This is a genomic window from Micromonospora sp. R311, assembly GCF_056780015.1.
Genome location: NZ_JBSWCE010000033.1, coordinates 43,819 through 63,025, shown reverse-complemented (window position 1 = coordinate 63,025; position 19,207 = coordinate 43,819). Strand labels below are relative to the sequence as shown.

The window sequence follows — 19,207 nt, the reverse complement described above, 5'->3', positions numbered from 1 at the left end:
ACGCTGGCCACCTACCTGGCCGCAGTCTGGGCAGGACACAACCGAGGAACGGTGATCAGATCGTGTTCTCGTCGCGTCGCCGAGTCCTGGCAACCGTGGCGGCGGCCGCCGTCGTCGCCGTCGTGGCGCTGGTCGCCGTACTCCAGCTCACCGGGGATCGGCCCGACGAACCGGCCGCCACCCGGGTCGTCCAGCCCGGGGCGCCGGGCCAGACCGGCCGTACGCTCTCCCCGGCCGAGCGGGCCCAGTTGCCACCGCCCCCGGCGCACACCGCCGCCGACACGCAGTTCATGCAGCGGATGATCGCGCACCACGCGCAGGCACTGGAGATGACCGCCCTCGTCGCGGACCGCGCGGAGAGCCGCGAGGTGTCGCTGCTCGCCCGGCGGATCGAGACGTCGCAGCGGGACGAGATCGCGCAGATGCAGCGGTGGCTCACCGAACGTGGTGAGCAGGTCCCGGGGCCGCACGCGCACCACGCCGGGCATGACGCCGTGATGCCGGGGATGCTCACCCCGGAGCAGCTCGGCCAGTTGGGGCGGGCCCGGGGCGCGGAGTTCGACCGGCTCTTCCTCGACTTGATGATCCGTCACCACAACGGCGCGCTGACCATGGTGCAGCAGCTCTACGCGGCCGGGGGTGGGCTCGAGCCGGCCAGCGACCGGTTCGCCCGCGAGGTCAACGCCGACCAGGCCATCGAGATCAGGAGCATGCAGGAGCTGCTGGCCAAGCTCGCCGGGTGAGGGGCCGGTCGCGCTGGCGCTCGCCGGCCGGTACGCGCTACGCGTACCCCTTCGCCGCGGGCGGGGCGATCGCCTTGCGCGGCCGCTCGGGCAGCATCTCCCCGCCGGCACAGGCGATCGAGCACCCGGTCGCTGCGGCGCGGGACAGCGCCGGGGGCGCGTCCTGCCGAAATCCCGGCGGGACCCGCCCCCAGCTGACGGTCCTCAGGGTGCGTCAGTCAAGGCTGGCGCACTGGCCGGTGGCCGGCCCCGTCACCGTGTTGGCCGCACCGAGGTTGATCGGCGCCGGCGAGTTACCGGAGCAGGCGAGCGGGCCCCGCACCGTGCTGTCGGCGATGATCGGCTCGACCGTCCCGGTACCGCCGCCGGTCACCACGGCCGGCCCGTGGATCTCGGTGTCCACGATGGCGGCGCTGCCCGTCGTGCCGGTGATGCTCACCGGACCGCGCACGGTGCTGTGGTAGAGGTGCACCGCGGCCGCGTTCGCCGCCGACACCGGACCGGCGATCGACGAGTCGATGGCGAGCAGCGAGCCACCCGGACGGACCGTGACCGGGCCGGCGACGGTCGCCCCGGTCAGGCAGGTGACGCCGGTGACCGTCAGCGGCCCGTTGTGCCGCTCCGAGATGGTCGTGGTGCAGGTCCTGGCCAACTGGTCGAAGCGGGCCCGGGCCACCGCGAAGCTCGGCGCCCAGCTGATCCTGGTCTGGTGCTGGGCGTTGAACTGGGGCAGCTGCACCTCACGGGCCGCGGCGATCTCCGCCTCGGTCAGGTGCTCACTGGGCCGGAGGCCGAAGACGTCGAAACCGCGCGCGATCTCGCTGCCGTAGATCTGGCCGTTGTACCAGTACGCCGACCAGAAGCCACCGAGCATCAGGGCGGTGGGGCTGATCGGCCCCCGGTCGAAGTAGCCGATCTCGCGCGGGTTGGCCGAGTCGGTGAAGTCCAACAGCGAGATGCCGCCCTGGTACCACGCCTGGGCGAGGATGTCCCGGCCCGGTACGGGGATCAGCGAGCCGTTGTGGGCGACGCAGTTCTCCTGCAGCGTCTGCGGCACCGGCAGCTTGTAGTAGCTGGCGAACCGCATCTTCCCGTCGACGATGTCGAAGATCGCGTTGGCGCCCCACTGCGGCTGGTCCGTCGTGCGGCACCGGGCGCCGGTGCCGCCACCCCACTCGTCGGTGAAGATGACCTTCTTGCCGTCGTTGCTGAGCGTCGCGGAGTGCCAGTACGCGAAGTTCGGGTCGGCGACCTCGTCGATCCGCACCGGGTTCGCCGGGTTGGAGATGTCGATCAGGATCCCGTTGCCCTCACAGGCGCCCGCCGCCAACCCGATCTCGGGGTAGGCGGTGATGTCGTGGCAGGCGTCGGTGACCGGCGAGGGGCTCCACGACCCGCCCGACGGGTGGGTCGGCGCGGGAGGGGTGTTCTGCAGGCCGTCGACGGCGCCGGTCTCCGGGTTCGCGAACAGCCGGGGGCCGCTGACGACCGCGGCCTGCCCCGGGTTCGCGACCGGGACCTTGATGACGTCGATCCGCCACCGCGCCGGGTCCACCCCGGAGGCGGGGACGTTGTTGCAGCCGGCCATCGTGCTGGCCGGGCGGACCCCGGCGGTGCCGGAGACGTACACGTAGACGTTGCTGCTGTCGTCCGGGTCGGTCACCAGGGTGTGGGTGTGCGAGCCCCGGCAGGTCTGCACGGCCGCGACCTGCACCGGGTTGGTCACGTCGCTGATGTCGAAGACGCGGACGCCCTGGAATCGGGTGCCGACCGCGGGGTTCGTGCCGCAGTCGAGCCGGCCGCGGCTCTCCTCGACGGACATGAACAGCAGGTCGCCGTGGACCGACAGGTCACCCTGCCCACCCGGGCACACCACGCTGGTGACGAGCGTCGGGTTCGCCGGCTGCGAGATGTCGTAGATGTTGAAGCCGTTGAAGTTGCCCATGAAGGCGTGGTTGCCGCCGAAGGCGAGATCCGATCCGGCGAAGCCGAAGTCACCCGGGTTGGCCGGGTTGACGAAGCCCGCCGGCTTGTCCCGGTGTGCCAGCAGGTCGAGGTTGCTGCTCGCGCTCTGCGCGTCCAGCCATCCCGCGCCGAGGCCGATCCGCGGATCCGGTTCGGCCTCCTGGCCCGACGCCGTGCCCGGTAGCAGGGCGACGAGAAGCATCGTTACGACGGCCGCGCCGACCGCGCGGCGTCTGCCGCCTGATCGGCGATGTGATTGATGGGTCATGGGTGTCCTCCGCGCAGTGCCCCCACTGGTGGCGGCGTGCATCGGGCGCATGCACGCCGCGGTAGTAAGGACCGTACCGCCCTTTTGGCCATTTAGGATCATGGACATTTTTACGGTGGGCGCGAAACCGTCGATATCCAGAGCGGTGGGGCGGGCCGCAGGACCCTTGCCTGGTGGCGTGGGCGGTCGGCGCCAGCCGGCTGCCCGGGGGCCCTCGCGCAGACCCTGAGCAAAGGGCGCGGTCGAGCCTGCGCCCGAGGCCGCCGGCGGCAGTGACGGCCAGTTCGGATACGAACCTCGCGGCGAGCGGTGGCCGGCACGCTGTGCCGGAGAGCAGCATCGGCCGGACGTCGAGCACCGGGCTGAACAGCATCTCGTCCAGCAGCCGTTCAGGTCGCTGAGGCTGGGCCGCTCACCGCGCACCCCGTGGCGCACACCGGACCCGAGTCCGGGTCAGCTCGCGGCGAGCAGCGCCATGATGTTCTTCTCGGTGACGCTCGGGCCGGTCAGCTGCCCCGCGACGGCGCCGTCGCGCAGCACCAGGACGCGGTCGCAGGAACCGACGAGTTCCTCCAGATCGGAGGAGATCAGCATGACCGCGAGCCCGTCCACCGCGAGATCGTCGATGAGGGCCTGCACCTCGGACTTGGTGCCGATGTCGATGCCGCGGGTGGGCTCGTCGAGCATCAGCACCCGGGGGTGAGTGGCGAGCCAGCGGGCCAGCAGCACCTTCTGCTGGTTGCCGCCGGAGAGTTCCCCGACCGGCTGGTGTGGGCTGGTCGCCTTGATCCGTAGCCGGCGCATGAAGGTCTCGACGATCCGGTCGAGGCGGGCCTCGGAGACGATGCCGGCGCGGGAGAGGCGGGGGAGCGCGGCGAGCGCGATGTTGTCGCGCACCGACAGCGAGGCGATGACGCCCTCGGTCGTACGGTTCTGCGGCAGCAGCCCCACGCCGGCGCGGACGGCGCCGGCGATGGAGCGCTGGCGCAGGCGGGCGCCGGAGACCGTCACCTGCCCGGCGTCCAGCGGCATGGCGCCGGCGATCGCCTTCGCCGTCTCGCTTCGGCCGGCGCCCAGCAGTCCGCTGAGGCCGACGACCTCGCCCGGCCGGAGGCTGATCGACACGCCGCCGAGGACGTGGCGGCGGGTGAGGCCGGTGGCCTGCAGGATCGGCGGGTCGGCGGGCTCGGCGGCCACGCCTGCGGGGGCGGTCGTCCCGGGCGTCACCCGCCGGCCGAGCATCAGCGACACGAGCCGCATCCGGTCGAGGCCGGCGAGCGGACCGGTGTGCACCAGCCGGCCGTCGCGCAGGACGGTGGCACGGTCGCAGATCCGCTCGATCTCGGCCAGGCGGTGGCTGACGTAGACGATCGACCGGCCCTGGGTCCGCAGCGTGTCGAGCATGGTGAGCAGTCGTTCCACCTGCACGTCGTCCAGGCCGGCCGTGGGCTCGTCGAGCACGATCACCGACGTGCCTGTGGCGACCGCGCGGGCCACCGCGACCAGCTGCCGGGTTCCGCCGTCGAACGACTCGAGGGGCTGCCGTACGTCGATCCGCAGGCCGCAGTCGGCCATGATGTCGCGCGCCCGGGTGTTCATTCGCGCGACGTTGATGAGGCCGAGCCGGTGGCGGGGTTCGCGGCCCAGGAACAGGTTGCGGGCGACGCTCATCTGGGGGACGAGGTTGGCCTCCTGGTGGACGGCCCCTATCCCGGCGCGTTCGGCGTCGCGTGGCGAGGAGAACCGTACCGGCGTGCCGTGCAGCCGGAGCACGCCGGCGTCCGGCCGGTCGATGCCGCAGAGCATCTTGACCAGCGTCGACTTGCCGGCGCCGTTCTCGCCGACGACGGCGTGCACCTCGCCCTGCCGGAGCGTGAACGAGACGTGGTCGAGCGCGCGTGTGCCGGGGAAGTCCCGGACCACGCCCGCGGCCTCGATGACGGTGCTCCTGCCTGCCACGGTGCCTCCTCGCAGCGACCGGCGAGCCGGCTGAGGCGAATGATTGCGCACGGCGGGTGGAAAGGTAAAGACGTCAGGGTCGGGCGACGTGGAGCCGGACGGCCCGGTTGGCCAGCTCGTCGAGCACGTCGCGCGGGGCGGCGTCGTCGGTCACGAGGTGGTCGATCTCGTCGGTGGGGACGGTCTGCACCATGGTGTCGACTCCGATCTTGGTGTGGTCGGCGAGTACGACGATCTCCTCGGCCGACGCGGCGAGGGCCCGGTCGACGCTGGCGACCTGCATGTTCGGCGTGGAGACGCCGCGTTCGGCGGTGAGGCCGTTGCCCGAGATGAAGGCCCGACGGACCCGCAGACCGGCGAGCGAGCGCTCGGCGGCGCTGCCGACCAGTGCGAGGATGGCGCCGCGCAGCGTGCCGCCGGTGAGGACGACCTCGACCCGCGGCGCGTTGGCGAGCGCCTGGGCCACCAGCAGCGAGTTGGTCACCACGGCGAGCTCGGCGTGGCGGGCGAGCTGCTGGGCGAAGAGTTGGGTGGTGGTCCCGGCGCCGACGACGATGGCGTCTCCGTCCTCCACAAGGGAGGCGGCGAGCTCGGCGATCGCCGCCTTCTCGGCGGCGGCGACCTGGGCCTTCTGGGCGTAGGTCGGCTCCCGGGACAGCGCGCCGGGCAGGGTGGCCAGCGCGCCGGGCAGGGTGGCGCCCCCGTGATGGCGGTTGAGCAGCCCGTCGGCCTCCAGGATCCGCAGGTCACGCCGGACGGTGACCTCGGAGGACTGCACGGCCTGGGCGATGTCCCGCAGCGAGACCGCGCCGTTGGCGTGCATCAGCTCGAGGATGCGTTGCCGGCGCTCGGCGGCGAACATGGTCCGCCGGCCCTCGGTCGCTGTCCGGGAATCGTCCCCAGCTGCCACGTGGTCCTCTCCTCGTGAACGAGTCGGTCTGGTTCTGATCGTACTCTGCGCCGACTCCACGCCTGGTGAAGGCGCTCTCCGATCGGTTCTGATCGTATCTGATCGAATGGTATTGACTTGGGATCGTGACGGTGATTGATTGTTTCTCAACGATTTCAGGCAGGCCGTACCCGGCCCGACCGGCTCTCCGCCGGCCCGGTGCCCGGGCGCTCCGGCCTGTCCTCTCACGCCACGCTCGTGAGAAAGGGGCCCTGAACGATGAGGAAAGCAGTCACCGCACTGATCGCCGCGGCCTGCGTCGTGGTCGGCGGCGTGCCGGGGGTCGCGCGCGCCGAGGCCACCTGGCAGCCGGGGACGCCACCGATCGCCACGCCGTGGACCGACCAGGTGTCGCCGGACAACGCGCTTCCCGACTACCCCCGCCCGCAGCTGGTCCGCAAGAGGTGGGAAAGCCTCAACGGGGTCTGGGAGTTCGCGGGGGCGCACGACGGCGAAGCTCCGCCGATCGGAGAGCAGCTCAGCGAGCGGGTACTCGTGCCGTACCCGATCGAGTCGGCGCTGTCCGGCATTCAGCGGCACGAGGACCGGATGTGGTACCGGCGCACGTTCGAGGTGCCGGCGAACTGGCGGATCGGTGGCGACGAGCGGCTGCGACTCAACTTCGGCGCCGTCGACTACGACGCCACGGTCTGGGTCAACGGCGTCAAGGTCGCCACCCACCGCGGCGGCTACGACGGCTTCAGCATCGACGTCACCGACGCCCTGCGCGGCCCGGGGGCCCAGGAGTTGGTGGTCGGCGTCGAGGACCGCACCAACCAGACCTGGCAGCCGGTGGGCAAGCAACGCACCGTGCCGGACCGGGGCATCTTCTACACCTCGTCGTCCGGCATCTGGCAGAGCGTGTGGATGGAGCCGGTGCCGGCGAGCCACGTCGAGCAGCTGCGGATGACGCCGGACCTCGACGACGCCAGCCTCCGGGTCACCCCGCAGGTCGCCAGCGGCAGCGGCCGTACGGTCGAGGCCGTCGCCTACGCCGGCAACAAGGTCGTCGGCCGCGCGTCCGGGCCGGCCGGCACCGAGCTGCGTGTGCCGGTGCCGAATCCGCGGCTGTGGTCGCCCGACTCGCCGTACCTCTACGACCTGACGGTGCGGGTGCTCGACGGCCGCAAGGTGGTGGACCAGGTCGACTCCTACTTCGGCATGCGCGAGGTGACCAAGCTCCGGGGGGCCGACGGCAAGCTCCACCTGGCCCTCAACGGCAAGATCCTGTTCAACATGTCCACCCTGGACCAGGGCTACTGGCCCGACGGCATCTACACCGCCCCCACCGACGAGGCGCTGCGCTTCGACATCGCCGAGACCAAGCGGCTCGGCTTCAACACCATCCGCAAGCACATCAAGGTGGAGCCGGACCGCTGGTACTACTGGGCCGACCGGCTGGGCCTGATGGTGTGGCAGGACATGCCGTCCATGCGTACCGGCGGGATCCCGCCCGTCGACGCGCAGCAGGAATTCGAGCGGCAGCTGAAGGAGATCGTCGCCGAGCACCAGAGCTGGACCTCGATCACGGTCTGGGTGCCGTTCAACGAGGGCTGGGGCGAGTGGGACCGCACCGCGACCGGGCGGATCGCGGACGAGCTGCGCGCCCAGGACCCGAGCCGGATGGTCAACGCGCACAGCGGCGTGAACTGCTGCGACTCCAAGGGTGACTCGGGGCGCGGCGACATCATCGACTTCCACCAGTACCTCGGCCCGGCCTCCCCGGCGCCGAGCGGGGACCGGGTCGCCGTGGACGGCGAGCACGGCGGCCTCGGACTGAAGGTGCCCGGCCACATGTGGTTCGGCGACGGGCACGGCTACGAGATGACGCCGGACAGCGCCACCCTCACCCGGCGTTACGTGGAGAACCAGCGTGACCTGCTGACCGTGGCCAACCGGTGCGGGCTCTCCGGCGCCGTCTACACCCAGACCATCGACGTGGAGCACGAGGTCAACGGCTTCTACACCTACGACCGCCAGGTCCAGAAGATGGACTTCGACCGGGTCCGGGACATCAACCGGGCCATCGTTCGCTCGGTCGACGGTACCGGCGCGAACGCGCCGCAGCTGCCGCCGGGCACGCCCGGGCTGACCGGCGTGGGCTGGTGGCCGCTGGACGAGGGCAGCGGCACGGTGACCGACGACAGGGCCGGCGAGCACGACGGGACGCTGGTCAACGGCGCGACCTGGACGACCGGCCCCTCCGGCGGCGCCGTGCAGCTCAACGGCGTGAACCAGTACGTCGACACCGGCGCGGCGATCCTCGACACCACCGGCAACTACACCGCCTCGGCCTGGGTCAAGCTGGACAGCCTCGGTGGCTTCGCCACCGCGGTGAGCCAGGACGGCAACAGCCACAGCGCCTTCTTCCTGCAGTACTCGGGCGCTGACAACCGGTTCGCGTTCAGCTTCGCCGGGGTCCGGGCGCTCGCGCCGACCGCGCCGGAGACCGGCCGCTGGTACCACCTGGTCGGCGTGCGCGACGCCGCGGCCGGCACGCTGACGCTGTACGTCGACGGCCAGCCGGCCGGCACGGCCAGCTCCTGCCTCGGCGAGGCGTCCAGCGGGCCGACCGTCATCGGGCGGGCCAGGTACAACGGCGGCCCGGTCGACTACTGGCGCGGCGCGATCGACCAGGTGCGGGTCTACGACCGTGCCCTGTCCGCCGCCGAGGTCGGCCAGCTGCACGCCTCCGCAGGGCTGCAGTGAGGCCGACCCGCCTCACCGCCGTCGCCGCGGCGGTGCTCGCCGCGGCGACGGCCGCCCAGCCATCCCCCGCCGACTGACAACCCGCCTCGGGAAGGGAACCTCATGTCCAGGACATCCGGATTGGCGGCGGTCGCGCTGGCCGCCCTGCTCACCACCGCGGCCTGCGCCAAGAGCGAGGACGGCGGCGACCCGCCGGAGCCGGCCGGCAGCGCGGGCCAGCAGGTCGTGCAGAGCACGGGCGCCACCGGCCCGACCTGCACGCTGCAGAGCTTCGGCGGGCAGAAGTTCGACCTCAGGAAGGATGTGGTCGGCTTCTCCCAGTCGGAGAAGGAAGCCAACCCGTTCCGCATCGCCGAGACCAAGTCCATCAGGGACGAGGCCGCCAGGCTCGGCATCGCCAACCTGCGCGTGACCAACGCGCAGTCGCAGTTCTCCAAGCAGATCTCCGACGTGCAGCAGCTCATCGCCCAGGGCGCCAAGCTGCTGGTCATCGCGCCGCTGAACTCCGATGGCTGGGAGCCGGTGCTGAGGCAGGCGGCGGAGAAGAAGGTTCCGATCATCACCATCGACCGCAAGATCAACGCTCAGCCGTGCACCGACTACCTCACCTTCATCGGGTCGGACTTCTACCAGCAGGGCAAGCGGGCCGCCGACCAGATGATCGAGGCGCTCGGCGGCCAGGGTGAGGTCGCCATCCTGCTCGGCTCGCCCGGCAACAACGTCACCACCGACCGGACCAAGGGATTCAAGGACCGGATCCAGGAGAAGGCGCCGGGCATCACCATCTCCTTCGAGCAGACCGGCGAGTTCACCCGCGAGAAGGGTCAGCAGGTGACCGAGCAGCTGATCCAGTCCCGCCCCGGCACCAAGGGCATCTACGCCGAGAACGACGAAATGGCGCTCGGCGCCGTGACGGCGCTCAAGGGCGCGGGCAAGACCCCCGGCGAGGTGAAGATCGTGTCCGTGGACGGCACCCGCGCCGCCGTGCAGGGCATCGTCGACGGCTGGCTGTCCGCGGTAGTCGAGTCGAACCCTCGCTTCGGGCCGCTCGCCTTCTCCACCGCCCAGAAGTTCCTGGACGGGGAGGGGATCCCGGCCACGGTCATCATCAGCGACCAGGAGTACACGACGGCGAACGCCAAGGAGAGCCTGGGAAACGCGTACTGATGGCCACCGCGGTTCTGGAGGCCCGGGGAATCTCGAAGGGATTCCCCGGGGTCCTCGCCCTCGACGACGTCTCCTTCCGGCTGGACGCGGGGCAGGTGCACGCCCTGGTCGGCGAGAACGGCGCCGGCAAGTCCACCCTCATCAAGGTCCTCACCGGCGTGTACCGGCCGGACCGGGGAAGGCTGCTGCTGCGCGGCGAGCCCGTCAGCCTCGACACCCCCCTCGCCGCCCAACGCGCCGGGATCTCGACCATCTACCAGGAGGTCAACCTCGTCCCGCAGATGAGCCTCGCGCACAACCTGCTGCTCGGACGGGAACCGCGGGGCCGGCTCGGGGTCATCGACGTGGCGGGGCTGTACGCCGAGGCTGAGCGGGTCATGGGCCGGTACGGCATCCGCACCGACGTACGCCGGCCGCTGCGCTCACTCGGCATGGGCACCCAGCAGATGGTGGCGCTGGCCCGCGCGGTCTCCATCGAGGCCCGCGTCGTGATCATGGACGAGCCCACCTCGGCCCTCGAGCCGCGGGAGGTGGACACCCTCTTCGGCGTCATCGCCGACCTGCGGGCCCAGGGCATCTCGGTGATCTACGTGAGCCACCGCCTCGACGAGCTGTACCGGATCTGCGAACGGGTCACCGTGCTGCGCGACGGCCGGGTGGCGCATGCCGGGCCGCTCGTCGAGCTGCCGCGGGTGGACCTCGTCGCGCTGATGCTCGGCCGCGACCCGGTCGAGATCCGGCGCGAGGGCGCGACGAAGTTCTCCGGCGAGCACACCACCGCGGCCGGCGAGCCGCTGGTGGAGGCGCACTCGGTGTCCCGCCGGCCCGTCCTGCGCGACGTGTCGGTGCAGGTACGCCCCGGCGAGGTGGTCGGCTTGGGCGGGCTGCTCGGCGCCGGGCGCAGCGAGACCGCCAAGGCGATCGCCGGCGCGCTCCCGGTCGACGGCGGCACGGTGACGGTGGCCGGGCAGGAGGTACGTCGTGGCTCCCCGGCGGCGGCGATCCGGGCCGGCGTCAGCCTCGTCCCCGAGGACCGCAAGGCCGAGGGCATCGTGCCCACCCTGTCGGTACGGGACAACATCGCGCTGGCCGCCCTGCCCCAGCTGTCCCGGTCCGGAGTGGTGTCCGACGCCCGTGTCGACCGGATCGTCGCCAGCTTCATGCGGCGGCTGCGCATCAAAGCCGCCTCGCCCCACCAGAAGGTCTCCGAGCTGTCCGGCGGCAACCAACAGAAGGTCCTGCTGGCCCGATCGCTGGCCACCGGAGCGAGAGTGCTGCTGCTCGACGAGCCGACCCGGGGCATCGACGTCGGGGCCAAGGCTGAGGTGCAGGCGCTCATCGACGAGCTGGCGGCCGAAGGGCTCGCGGTGCTGCTGATCTCCTCCGACCTGGAGGAACTCGTCGAGGGGGCGGACCGTGTGGTGGTGCTGCGCGACGGCGCGGTCGCCGGCGAGCTGAGCGGCGACGAGGTGACGGAAGAAGCGATCATGGCAACGATTGCCGCGACGGGAGAGACCGATGGCTGAGACCGCGGCCGCGCCGCGCGTGTGGGGCGGCCGGCTACGCCTTCTCGGATGGCTGCAGGAGTACGGCGTGTACGCGTCGGTGCTCACACTCCTGCTCTTCAACGTGGCGTTCACACCGCACTTCCTGGAGGTGGCGAACTTCCGGACCCAGCTGATCCAGGTGGCGCCCGTCGTGATCACGTCGCTCGGTATGGCGCTGGTGATCGGCACCGAGGGGATCGACCTGTCCGTCGGTTCGGTGATGGCACTTGCCTCGGCGATGGTGGTGCTCTACCTCGGGTACGGCGCCCCGGTCGCGATCGTCGCGGCCCTCATCGCCGGCGCGGCCGTCGGCGCGGGCGGCGGCGCGCTGGTGGCGTACGTGGGGGTGCAACCCATCGTGGCGACGCTGGCGCTGCTGGTGGGCGTACGCGGCCTGGCGAACGTGCTGGTGCCGCAGCTCACCGAGTTCCGCAACCCCACGCTGATCACGCTCGGCAGCCGCTCCGTGCTCGGCCTGCCGCTCGTGGTCGTCATCGCGGCGGTGCTCACCGTACTGGTCGCGTTCCTGGTCAAGCGCACCACCTTCGGCCGCCAACTGGTGGCCGTGGGCGGCAACCGGGCCGCCAGCCGGCTGTCCGGCCTGCCGGTACGACGCGTGCTGGTCACCGTCTACGTCATCTCCGGCCTGCTCGCCGCGGTGGCCGGCGTGCTGGCCACGTCCCGGCTCCAGGCCAGCGACCCCACCTCGCTGGGCCTGCTCATGGAACTGTCCGCGATCACCGCGGTGGTCGTCGGCGGCACCCCGCTCACCGGCGGCCGCGTCCGAGTGCTCGGCACGGTGATGGGCGCCCTGCTCATCCAGCTGCTCCAGGCCACCCTCATCAAGCACAACCTGCCGCAGTCCTGGACCCAGATGGTCCAGGCGGTCATCATCCTGGCCGCCGTCTACGCCGCCCGAGGGAGGCGCGCATGACCACCATCGCCGACGCGGACGCCGGCGCCGACGCGCGGTCCCGACCCCGCGCGCTTCGCCGCGAACGGATCGGTCACCTCCTCCAGCACCACGGCGCGCTCATCGTGCTGGCGGTCACCGTCCTGGCCGGGACCGTCGCGTTCGACTCGTTCGCCACCCCGCAGAACGCCGCGAACATCGTGGTGTCGTCGTCGTTCCTGGCCATCGTCGCGATCGGGATGACCTTCGTCATCATCAGCGGCGGCATCGACCTCTCCGTCGGCTCGTCGTTCGTGCTCGCCGGGGTGCTGGCCGCCTACGGCTCCCGGTACGGGCTGCTCGTCGCGCTGCTGCTGCCGCTCGCGGTGTGCGGCGCGATCGGGCTGATCCAGGGGCTGATCGTGGCGCGCACCGGCATGGCGCCGTTCATCGTGACCCTGGCCGGGCTGCTCGGCATGCGGGGCCTCATGCTCGCGGTGTCCGACGAGGGGGCGAACACCTACCTGGTCCAGAACGAGGCCTTCAGCGCGTTGGGCCAGGCGTCCTTCCTGGGCCTCACCATGCCGGTCTGGATCACCCTGGTTCTGGTTCTGCTGGGCGGCGTGCTGCTGCAACGCACCGGCTTCGGGCAGAACGTCTATGCCATCGGCGGCAGCGAGGAGGCCGCGATGCTCATGGGCGTACCGGTCACCCGGGTCAAGGTCTTCGTCTATCTCATCTCCGGTCTGCTGGCCGGGCTGGCGGGCGCCCTCAACGCCGCCCGCCTGTCCTCCGGCGTCACCATCCTCGGCGTCGGCATGGAACTCGACGTCATCGCCGCCGTGGTGATCGGTGGCACGCTGCTCACCGGCGGCGCCGGCGGACTCACCGGCACGATGGCGGGCGTGCTCCTGCTCGGCGTCATCCAGAGCCTGATCAACCAGGTCGGCGTGCTCACCTCGTCGTTCCAGCAGGTCGTCAGCGGGGCGTTCCTCGCACTGGTGGTGGTCACGCAGCGGATCCTTCACCGGACGCAGCGGCTGTCCTGAGCGTCGCGCCTTGTCGGCGTCCGCCCCAATACCAGCGGTATGGGCCGAGGCCACCCCCACCCGCCATGATCCCGCTGTACCCGCCGATCGGGGTGCTCCTGCTGGCCGCGGTCTCACCGGCCGTGATTATCCTACCGCCGCTGGCCGTCGCCATCGCGCCTGTCCTTGTCCTAGCCGGGGTTGCGACAGCCGACGCGACCCGCGCCCGAGGGCGCCCACCCGAGGCGCCGTCACCACCTCACCAGCTAGTGGAGCTGGGCAGGCGGGGACGGCGCCTCTGGGGGGCGGCCGGCTGCGTGTCGGGCGTCCGCGAGGGCGATGCCGAACAGTACGACGGTGGCGGCGGTGGTGGCGATCAACGGTGGGCTGAATGCGAGCGGCAGCGCGAGCAGGAGCAGTGCCCCGATGCCGACGAGCCGGCGTACGGAGAGCCGATCGAAAACCGCCCGTTCCAGTCGGATGCGGCCGATGAGGAACAGTGCCGGCCCGCCAAGGATCACGGCGAGCCAGGCCGGCCGGGAGTGCCCGCCGGGATGTTTCTGGACGATCTCGGATCCGATCGCGACGGCAACGATGCCGAGCACCATGAGAATGTGGGCCACGCCGACCGCCTGGCCGACCGCCGGCCGGTTCGACGACGCCGCGACGGCCTCTGCGAGGACCTGGCCGGAGCGATAGAAGTAGATCCGCCACATCAGCACGGTCGACAGGAACGCCAGCACCAGTGCCGCCGTTGTGGCGAGGGTGACTGGTTGGTTGGTGTAGGTGATTCCGGCCGCGAGCACCGTCTCGCCGAGCGCAATCAACAGCAGTTGCTGGTACCGGTCGGGCAGGTGACTGCTGCTGGTCATCGCCCACGCGCTGGTGGGCAGGTAGCGCATGCCGGGTACCGGCCAGCTCAGCCGCGCCGCGACCAGGTCCATACTGATGGCGACCAACCACAGGGCGACCCGGTACTGCCCACTCACCAGCGCTCCGGCGAGCCACACCACCCCGGAGGCGGCGGCCCACACGGACTTGCGGGCGTAGAGGGCCCGTAGCGCGTCGTGCTCCCGCAGCTTCGGCACGAGCAGCAACGGCCGTCCGAGGTGCAGCAATACGTATGGCGCGGCGAAGGCGAGGCCGCGTTCGATGAACGCGTACGGCAGCGACGTCGACATGATCAGCAGACCGAACGCGCTCGCCAGGATCATCAGTTGGATCCGCGGGTGACGGGGATCGAACCAGCTGGTGATCTGCGCGGTGGTCGTCCACAGCCAGAGCAGCGGTAGGACCAGCACGAGCGCGTACAGCAGGGACAGCCACCTCAACGCCGGGCTTTCCGCGGACAGGTCCGGCACGATGCGGCTGACGACCCCGATCAGGGCGAAGACCAGCACGAGATCGAAGAACAGCTCCAGGAAGTTGGCCTGCCGGGAGTCCTCCTCGCCTCGCAGGATGCTCCTGGCCCGCGTCGCCTCCGACATCCGCCCCACCCGCCCATGGTCGCCAGACGGCCTACGTCCCCGGGCGAATTCGGCGTTTTGCCTGGCTGGACGTGGTCGCCGATCTTCGCTCCCTCAGCGCCCGCAAGCGGCGCGAGAGCGATAGGCTGTCGGCAGCGGGTGAACGACGGCCGACGGCCCAACCACACCCCGCCTCCCTTCCCAGTTCGCAGCTACCGGTGAATCCGTTGTGCGCCGCCCTGAAGATCTTGGAGTGCGTTTTGGCAGATGTAACGCCGCCCGCCCTGAATCCCTTCGGTTCGCAGGGGGACGGTGATGCTGACGGCGATCGTGCGCGGGCCGTAGACGTGAGCGCAGCCACGATGACCCGCATGCGCACGCCGTTCGTGTCCGGGGACACTGAACGCGGAACGGCTGACGAGACCGGCCGCCAATAGCCATCGACGCCGTCGCCATGCCCGACGTGAGCGGCGGCCGCACAGCAACCCGTTGCGCCGCCGGCGGGTAGCCGCCCGGCTGGTAGGGCACGGCGGAGACCGGCGGGTACGGGCCGGGCGGGGCGGACACCGGCGGGTAGGGCCCGGGGATGCCGGAGACCGGCGGCTGCGGGCGGTACGGGTCGTGGCCGGGCTGCGGGTAGGTCATCGTCCGGGTTCCGTTCTTCCGTCGAGTCGGGTGAGTAGGGCGCTCACCTCGGTGTGCAGGCGACGCAGCTCCGCCGCGGTGGGCGCCAGCTCGTAGCAGTGGTGGTGCGCGGCGGCGGAGAGCGTGGCCCAGGCGAACGCCACCCGCCGCGCCGTTTCCGCGCCCGGGCCGAGCCGGCCACGCAGCATCAGCTGCTTGGCGCGGCCCTGCCGGCAGGCGGCCACGGTCGGCTTGACCCGCCGCCAGTAGGCGTCGATGCCGCCTTCGAGGGCGAGCCGGATCAGGCAGGCGCAGGCCCGCGGCCACCAGCCGGCGGTCACCGCTGCGGCGCCGAGCACACCGGCGCCGCGCAGCAACTGGTCGGCCGCCGCCAGGCAGCGCTGCGGCGTCGGCGCGGTCACGACAGCACCGCCGCGAGCAGGCGGGCGTCCGCGACCAGGCCGGGCAGGTCCGCCAGGTACGCCCCGTGCACGCCTTCCCGGCACGCCTGGTACGCGTTCACCGCCCGCGACCCTTGCCGGCGGCTGAGCCAGCCGAGCACGTCACCGCCCCGATCGGCGTCGTCGAAGGCCGCCAGGGCGAGGATCGTGGTGAGCCGCCGGGACGCGTCCTCGATCGCCTTCTCGATGTCGGCGTACGGCACGCCCCGCCCGACCCGGGTCCGCCAGATCACCCGGTGGCAGGCCGCCTCGAGCGCCGAGCGGCACAGCTCCGCCACCACCGGCCCCCGCACCTCCGCGGCGATCTCCTCGTTGCGGGCCAGCGCGTACGCGTCGTCGAGGTGCCGGGTCACCGGGTCGGAGGCGGGCCGCAGCGTCACCACCGACCGCTCCGCTCGGGTGACCTCGACGATCCGGGCGTCACCGAGGCCGAGGCGGGTGACCGCGTCGGGCAGCCGGGTGTCGTGGGTGAAGACCACCACCTGCCGCTGCTCGGCCAGTGCGGCGAGCACCCGGGCCAGGCCGTCCACCTTCGCCGGATCCATGCTCTGCACCGGGTCGTCGACGACGATGAACCGGAACGGGCTCTCCGGCGCGCAGCCGCGCGGCAGGAACGTCGCCAGCCCGAGGGCGTGCATCTCGCCCTGGCTCATCACGCCGAGCGCGGTGCCGTTGTCGGCGCCGTCCACGCTCACCGGGAACACCACCCGCCGCCGGGTATTTGTGCCCGCGAGGGTCATCGCGCCCAGCTCGACGTTGCTCTCCTGCCGCAGCTGCGCCCAGATCCGCTGCGAGTGCTCCGCGAACGGCGCCACCCGCTCGTTGCGCAGCTGCGCCGCGGTGTCCTTCAACCAGGCCCGCGCACCCTTCAGCCGGGCGAGGGTCGCCTCCCGCTCCGGCAGGCCGGCGGCGGCGTCGACCCAGGGCCGCAGCTCGGCCGCCGCCCGCCGCCACCCGGTGTCCCGCTGCCGCAGAAACCCCTCGGCGTACGCGCGGGCGGCCCGCGCCGCCGCCACCACCGCCGGGTACCGCGCGGTAAGGTGCGCCGCCAACTCAGCCGGCTCACCGGGTACGTCCCGTAGCGCGGCCACCGCCGCGCGCAGCCCGTCGAGCGGCGTCTCCGGCAGGTCGCCGTCGGGCACGACGATGTCGTCGACCAGGTGGCGCGCCTGGCGCAGCAGCGCGTCCAACCGGGCGGCCGCCGCCTGGGCGGCGAGGCTGCGGTCCCGCAGCTGCGCCAGCGACCCGGCGGCGGCCTGGTGCCAGTCCCCGTCAAGCGTGCCGGCGGCGCAGACCGGGCACGGGCCGTCGCCGGCGTCCTCGTGGTGCTCGATGGCGAGACGGAGCAGCTCGGCGCTGCGCAGCGCCGCCCGGGACCGCCCACCGTCGTGCCGCTGGGCTTCCGCGGCGGCCTCCACCAGCTGGGCGGCCAGCCGGGTCACCCCCTCCGGCGCCGGCAGGGTCAGCTCGACCAGACCCCGGCACAGCAGCAACGGCCCGTCGGCGGTGACCTCCTCCGGCTCGTCGCAGATCGCGGTCAGCGCCGCGAGGTCAACCGCGCCCCGACCGGCGAGCAGCGCGCCGGCCCGCCGCGCCCGGTCGTCGGCGACGTCGGCCAGGCTGGCGACGAGGGTGGCGCGCTGCGCGCGTACCTCCTTGATGGCCGCCTCGACGGGCCGGGCGGCGGCCATCAGCCGCTGGTCGGCCTCGGTGATCGCCTCCAGACCGAGGATCGCGGAGATCGCGTCGAAGAGCTGGCTCTGCGTGCCGGCGGTCAGCCGGCCCAGCTCGGCGGCGGTGAGGAACGGCCGGTACAGCTCCAGCGGGCGGGCCAACCCCAGCTCGGCGAGGTCGGCGTGGCGACCCCGTTCGCTGCTGACGGTGACCTCCGCGTCGGCCAGCGCCGCCCCGACCGGCCACGACCGGGTCACCGTCACCGGCTTCGCCACCCCGTCGATCCGCAGCTGCACCACGATCCAGCACGGGTCGGGGGCGTGCAGGTTGCGCCACCCCGTACGCCAGACGCTGTTGCGCTCCGCCCACCGCGCGCTGTCGCCGGTCAACGCCAGCTCCACCGCCTCGGCGAAGCTCGACTTGCCGGAGCCGTTACGGCCGACCACCAGGGTCAGGCCCGGACCGGGGTCGATCTGGAGCGTGCGTTCCGGGCCGACGCCCCGGAACCCGGCGACGGTGATCGAGGAGAGCCAGATCTGCTCTCTCGACCCCTCGTCGGCCGCGGGGCCCGGGCCGATGCTGGTCTTCCCGCCGTCGAGGGCGGCGGCCAGGTCGGCCTCACCGCTGAGCGCGGCGAGCACCAGATCAGCGGTGTGATCGGGTACGTCGTCGTCGGCGAGCCGGTCGAAGATCAGCTCGACGAGGGGTTCGGTGCGATGGGCGGGGAGGGGTGGTGCCGTGGGGGAGGGCTGACGGGGGATCGGCATGGTCGCCTCCAGGCGCGTGGGCTCCGCGGGCCGGCAGCGGCGCCGGCCCGCCCGGGGGAGCGGTGGAAGAGATTGCGGGTGCTGTCGAGCTGATGTCGGGAACGGATCAGGTGCGGTCGCGGCGCCGTGTCGAGCTGCCCCGGCTGTGCGACCAGAGGCGTCAGTGCGGGACGGTTGCGTGCCAGTCGCGCAGGAACGCGTCGACCAGGGCATGCGCCCGCGGGCGTACGTCGAAGGACTCGCCGAGCCGGCGGCGCGCCATGTGCGACAGGGCGTCGGCGGCCTCGTTCAGGGCGTGGCCGGAGTGCCCCTTCACGTGGGCGAAGGACAGATCCGGCCGCCGGCTCACCAGCTCGGCGAGCCTCACCAGCGTGGGCTGGGCCGACCACCTGCGCGGCCGCAGGCTGTAGCCGGCGGGCATGGCCCCGGTCTCGCCGGCCTGCCAGCGGTGCAGGTAGCGCAGGGCGGCCAGGCTGTCCAGCAACACGGTCATCCCCGACGGCACCTCGTCGTAAGCGGCGAGCAGGAAGTCGACCGCGCGCAACTCGTTGATCAGGACCCGGGAGTATCCGGTCGGGTCCATCCGGCCGGTGCCCCGGCTGCGCAGGCCGTAGTGGCCGTCGCTGACCACGTACCCGATGCCGCCGGCGCGTCCCTTCCAGCTCGCGTCAGTGGCGGCGACCAGCTCCGCGGACGCCTCGGCCCAGCGGCCGACCCGGCCGTGGCCGCGCTGCTGCTCGCTCGGCTGCGGCCGGCAGGCCGAGCCGTGCCGGGCGGCCTGCTGCTCCGCCGAGTCGAGCAGCCGGCCGGCGGAGCCGAGCTCGTCGTAGGCCGCGGCGGTGAGGGCCAGGCGGACGTCGTCGCCGATCCGCTGGCAGTCCGGGCAGCGGGTCACCCGGGCGTAGGCGCGCAGCGCGACGGCACGCTCGTGCAGGGGAGTGGGCAGCAGGTCCAAGGCTCTCAGGAACTCACCGGGACACACGACGTC

Annotated in this window: 13 protein-coding genes; 6 read left to right on the top strand and 7 right to left on the bottom strand. The window is 72.2% G+C overall.

Features of this window, described 5'->3' with window-relative positions:
* Positions 1 to 62: 62 nt before the first annotated feature.
* Positions 63 to 743, top strand: a complete 681-nt coding sequence (locus tag AC1WTP_RS25600) for a DUF305 domain-containing protein (RefSeq protein ID WP_481651822.1) — start codon at positions 63 to 65, stop codon at positions 741 to 743.
* A 214-nt stretch (positions 744 to 957) separates the two neighbouring features.
* On the opposite strand, the gene AC1WTP_RS25595 is transcribed toward AC1WTP_RS25600, so the two are convergent.
* The 3 genes from AC1WTP_RS25595 to AC1WTP_RS25585 form a co-directional block, all read right to left on the bottom strand.
* On the bottom strand, positions 958 to 2,910 hold the full coding sequence (locus AC1WTP_RS25595; RefSeq protein ID WP_481651821.1) for an LVIVD repeat-containing protein: 1,953 nt from the start codon (positions 2,908 to 2,910) through the stop codon (positions 958 to 960).
* Between the two features lie 519 nt (positions 2,911 to 3,429).
* Positions 3,430 to 4,935, bottom strand: coding sequence for a sugar ABC transporter ATP-binding protein (locus tag AC1WTP_RS25590; RefSeq protein WP_481651820.1), 1,506 nt, complete (start codon positions 4,933 to 4,935; stop codon positions 3,430 to 3,432).
* 73 nt (positions 4,936 to 5,008) lie between these two features.
* Positions 5,009 to 5,845, bottom strand: a complete 837-nt coding sequence (locus tag AC1WTP_RS25585; protein ID WP_481651819.1) for a DeoR/GlpR family DNA-binding transcription regulator — start codon at positions 5,843 to 5,845, stop codon at positions 5,009 to 5,011.
* Between the two features lie 258 nt (positions 5,846 to 6,103).
* Here AC1WTP_RS25585 and AC1WTP_RS25580 point away from each other — a divergent pair, with 258 nt between their 5' ends.
* The 5 genes from AC1WTP_RS25580 (at position 6,104) to AC1WTP_RS25560 (ending at position 13,248) form a co-directional block, all read left to right on the top strand.
* Positions 6,104 to 8,593, top strand: coding sequence for a LamG-like jellyroll fold domain-containing protein (locus tag AC1WTP_RS25580; RefSeq protein ID WP_481651818.1), 2,490 nt, complete (start codon positions 6,104 to 6,106; stop codon positions 8,591 to 8,593).
* Between the two features lie 102 nt (positions 8,594 to 8,695).
* Positions 8,696 to 9,760, top strand: a complete 1,065-nt coding sequence (locus tag AC1WTP_RS25575; RefSeq protein ID WP_481651817.1) for an ABC transporter substrate-binding protein — start codon at positions 8,696 to 8,698, stop codon at positions 9,758 to 9,760.
* The gene (locus tag AC1WTP_RS25570; RefSeq protein ID WP_481651816.1) at positions 9,760 to 11,286 is read left to right on the top strand and encodes a sugar ABC transporter ATP-binding protein; all 1,527 of its coding nucleotides are present in this window, start codon (positions 9,760 to 9,762) and stop codon (positions 11,284 to 11,286) included. The genes AC1WTP_RS25575 and AC1WTP_RS25570 overlap by 1 nt, the downstream gene beginning before the upstream one ends.
* On the top strand, positions 11,279 to 12,241 hold the full coding sequence (locus tag AC1WTP_RS25565) for an ABC transporter permease (RefSeq protein ID WP_481651815.1): 963 nt from the start codon (positions 11,279 to 11,281) through the stop codon (positions 12,239 to 12,241). The genes AC1WTP_RS25570 and AC1WTP_RS25565 overlap by 8 nt, the downstream gene beginning before the upstream one ends.
* Entirely contained in the window at positions 12,238 to 13,248 is a 1,011-nt protein-coding gene (locus AC1WTP_RS25560) for an ABC transporter permease (RefSeq protein ID WP_481651814.1), read from the top strand. The genes AC1WTP_RS25565 and AC1WTP_RS25560 overlap by 4 nt, the downstream gene beginning before the upstream one ends.
* A 245-nt stretch (positions 13,249 to 13,493) precedes the next feature.
* On the opposite strand, the gene AC1WTP_RS25555 is transcribed toward AC1WTP_RS25560, so the two are convergent.
* From AC1WTP_RS25555 to AC1WTP_RS25540, 4 genes are all read right to left on the bottom strand, one after another.
* Positions 13,494 to 14,714: a low temperature requirement protein A gene (locus AC1WTP_RS25555; protein WP_481651813.1), complete on the bottom strand. Its 1,221-nt coding sequence runs from the start codon at positions 14,712 to 14,714 to the stop codon at positions 13,494 to 13,496.
* 620 nt (positions 14,715 to 15,334) lie between these two features.
* Complete coding sequence (locus AC1WTP_RS25550) at positions 15,335 to 15,739, bottom strand: hypothetical protein (protein WP_481651812.1); 405 nt, start codon at positions 15,737 to 15,739, stop codon at positions 15,335 to 15,337.
* A complete protein-coding gene (locus AC1WTP_RS25545; protein ID WP_481651811.1) occupies positions 15,736 to 18,219 on the bottom strand; it encodes an AAA family ATPase in 2,484 nt (827 codons plus the stop codon). Before AC1WTP_RS25545 ends, AC1WTP_RS25550 begins: the two co-directional genes overlap by 4 nt.
* Positions 18,220 to 18,379: 160 nt before the next feature.
* Positions 18,380 to 19,201: an RNase H family protein gene (locus AC1WTP_RS25540; RefSeq protein WP_481651810.1), complete on the bottom strand. Its 822-nt coding sequence runs from the start codon at positions 19,199 to 19,201 to the stop codon at positions 18,380 to 18,382.
* Positions 19,202 to 19,207: the final 6 nt, after the last annotated feature.

Coding starts and splice junctions, on each gene's coding strand:
- AC1WTP_RS25595 (WP_481651821.1), bottom strand. CDS start 2,910: ATGCTTCTCGTCGCCCTGCTACCGGGCACGGCGTCGGGCCAGGAGGCC.
- AC1WTP_RS25580 (WP_481651818.1), top strand. CDS start 6,104: ATGAGGAAAGCAGTCACCGCACTGATCGCCGCGGCCTGCGTCGTGGTC.
- AC1WTP_RS25575 (WP_481651817.1), top strand. CDS start 8,696: ATGTCCAGGACATCCGGATTGGCGGCGGTCGCGCTGGCCGCCCTGCTC.
- AC1WTP_RS25570 (WP_481651816.1), top strand. CDS start 9,760: ATGGCCACCGCGGTTCTGGAGGCCCGGGGAATCTCGAAGGGATTCCCC.
- AC1WTP_RS25565 (WP_481651815.1), top strand. CDS start 11,279: ATGGCTGAGACCGCGGCCGCGCCGCGCGTGTGGGGCGGCCGGCTACGC.
- AC1WTP_RS25560 (WP_481651814.1), top strand. CDS start 12,238: ATGACCACCATCGCCGACGCGGACGCCGGCGCCGACGCGCGGTCCCGA.
- AC1WTP_RS25555 (WP_481651813.1), bottom strand. CDS start 14,714: ATGTCGGAGGCGACGCGGGCCAGGAGCATCCTGCGAGGCGAGGAGGAC.
- AC1WTP_RS25545 (WP_481651811.1), bottom strand. CDS start 18,219: ATGCCGATCCCCCGTCAGCCCTCCCCCACGGCACCACCCCTCCCCGCC.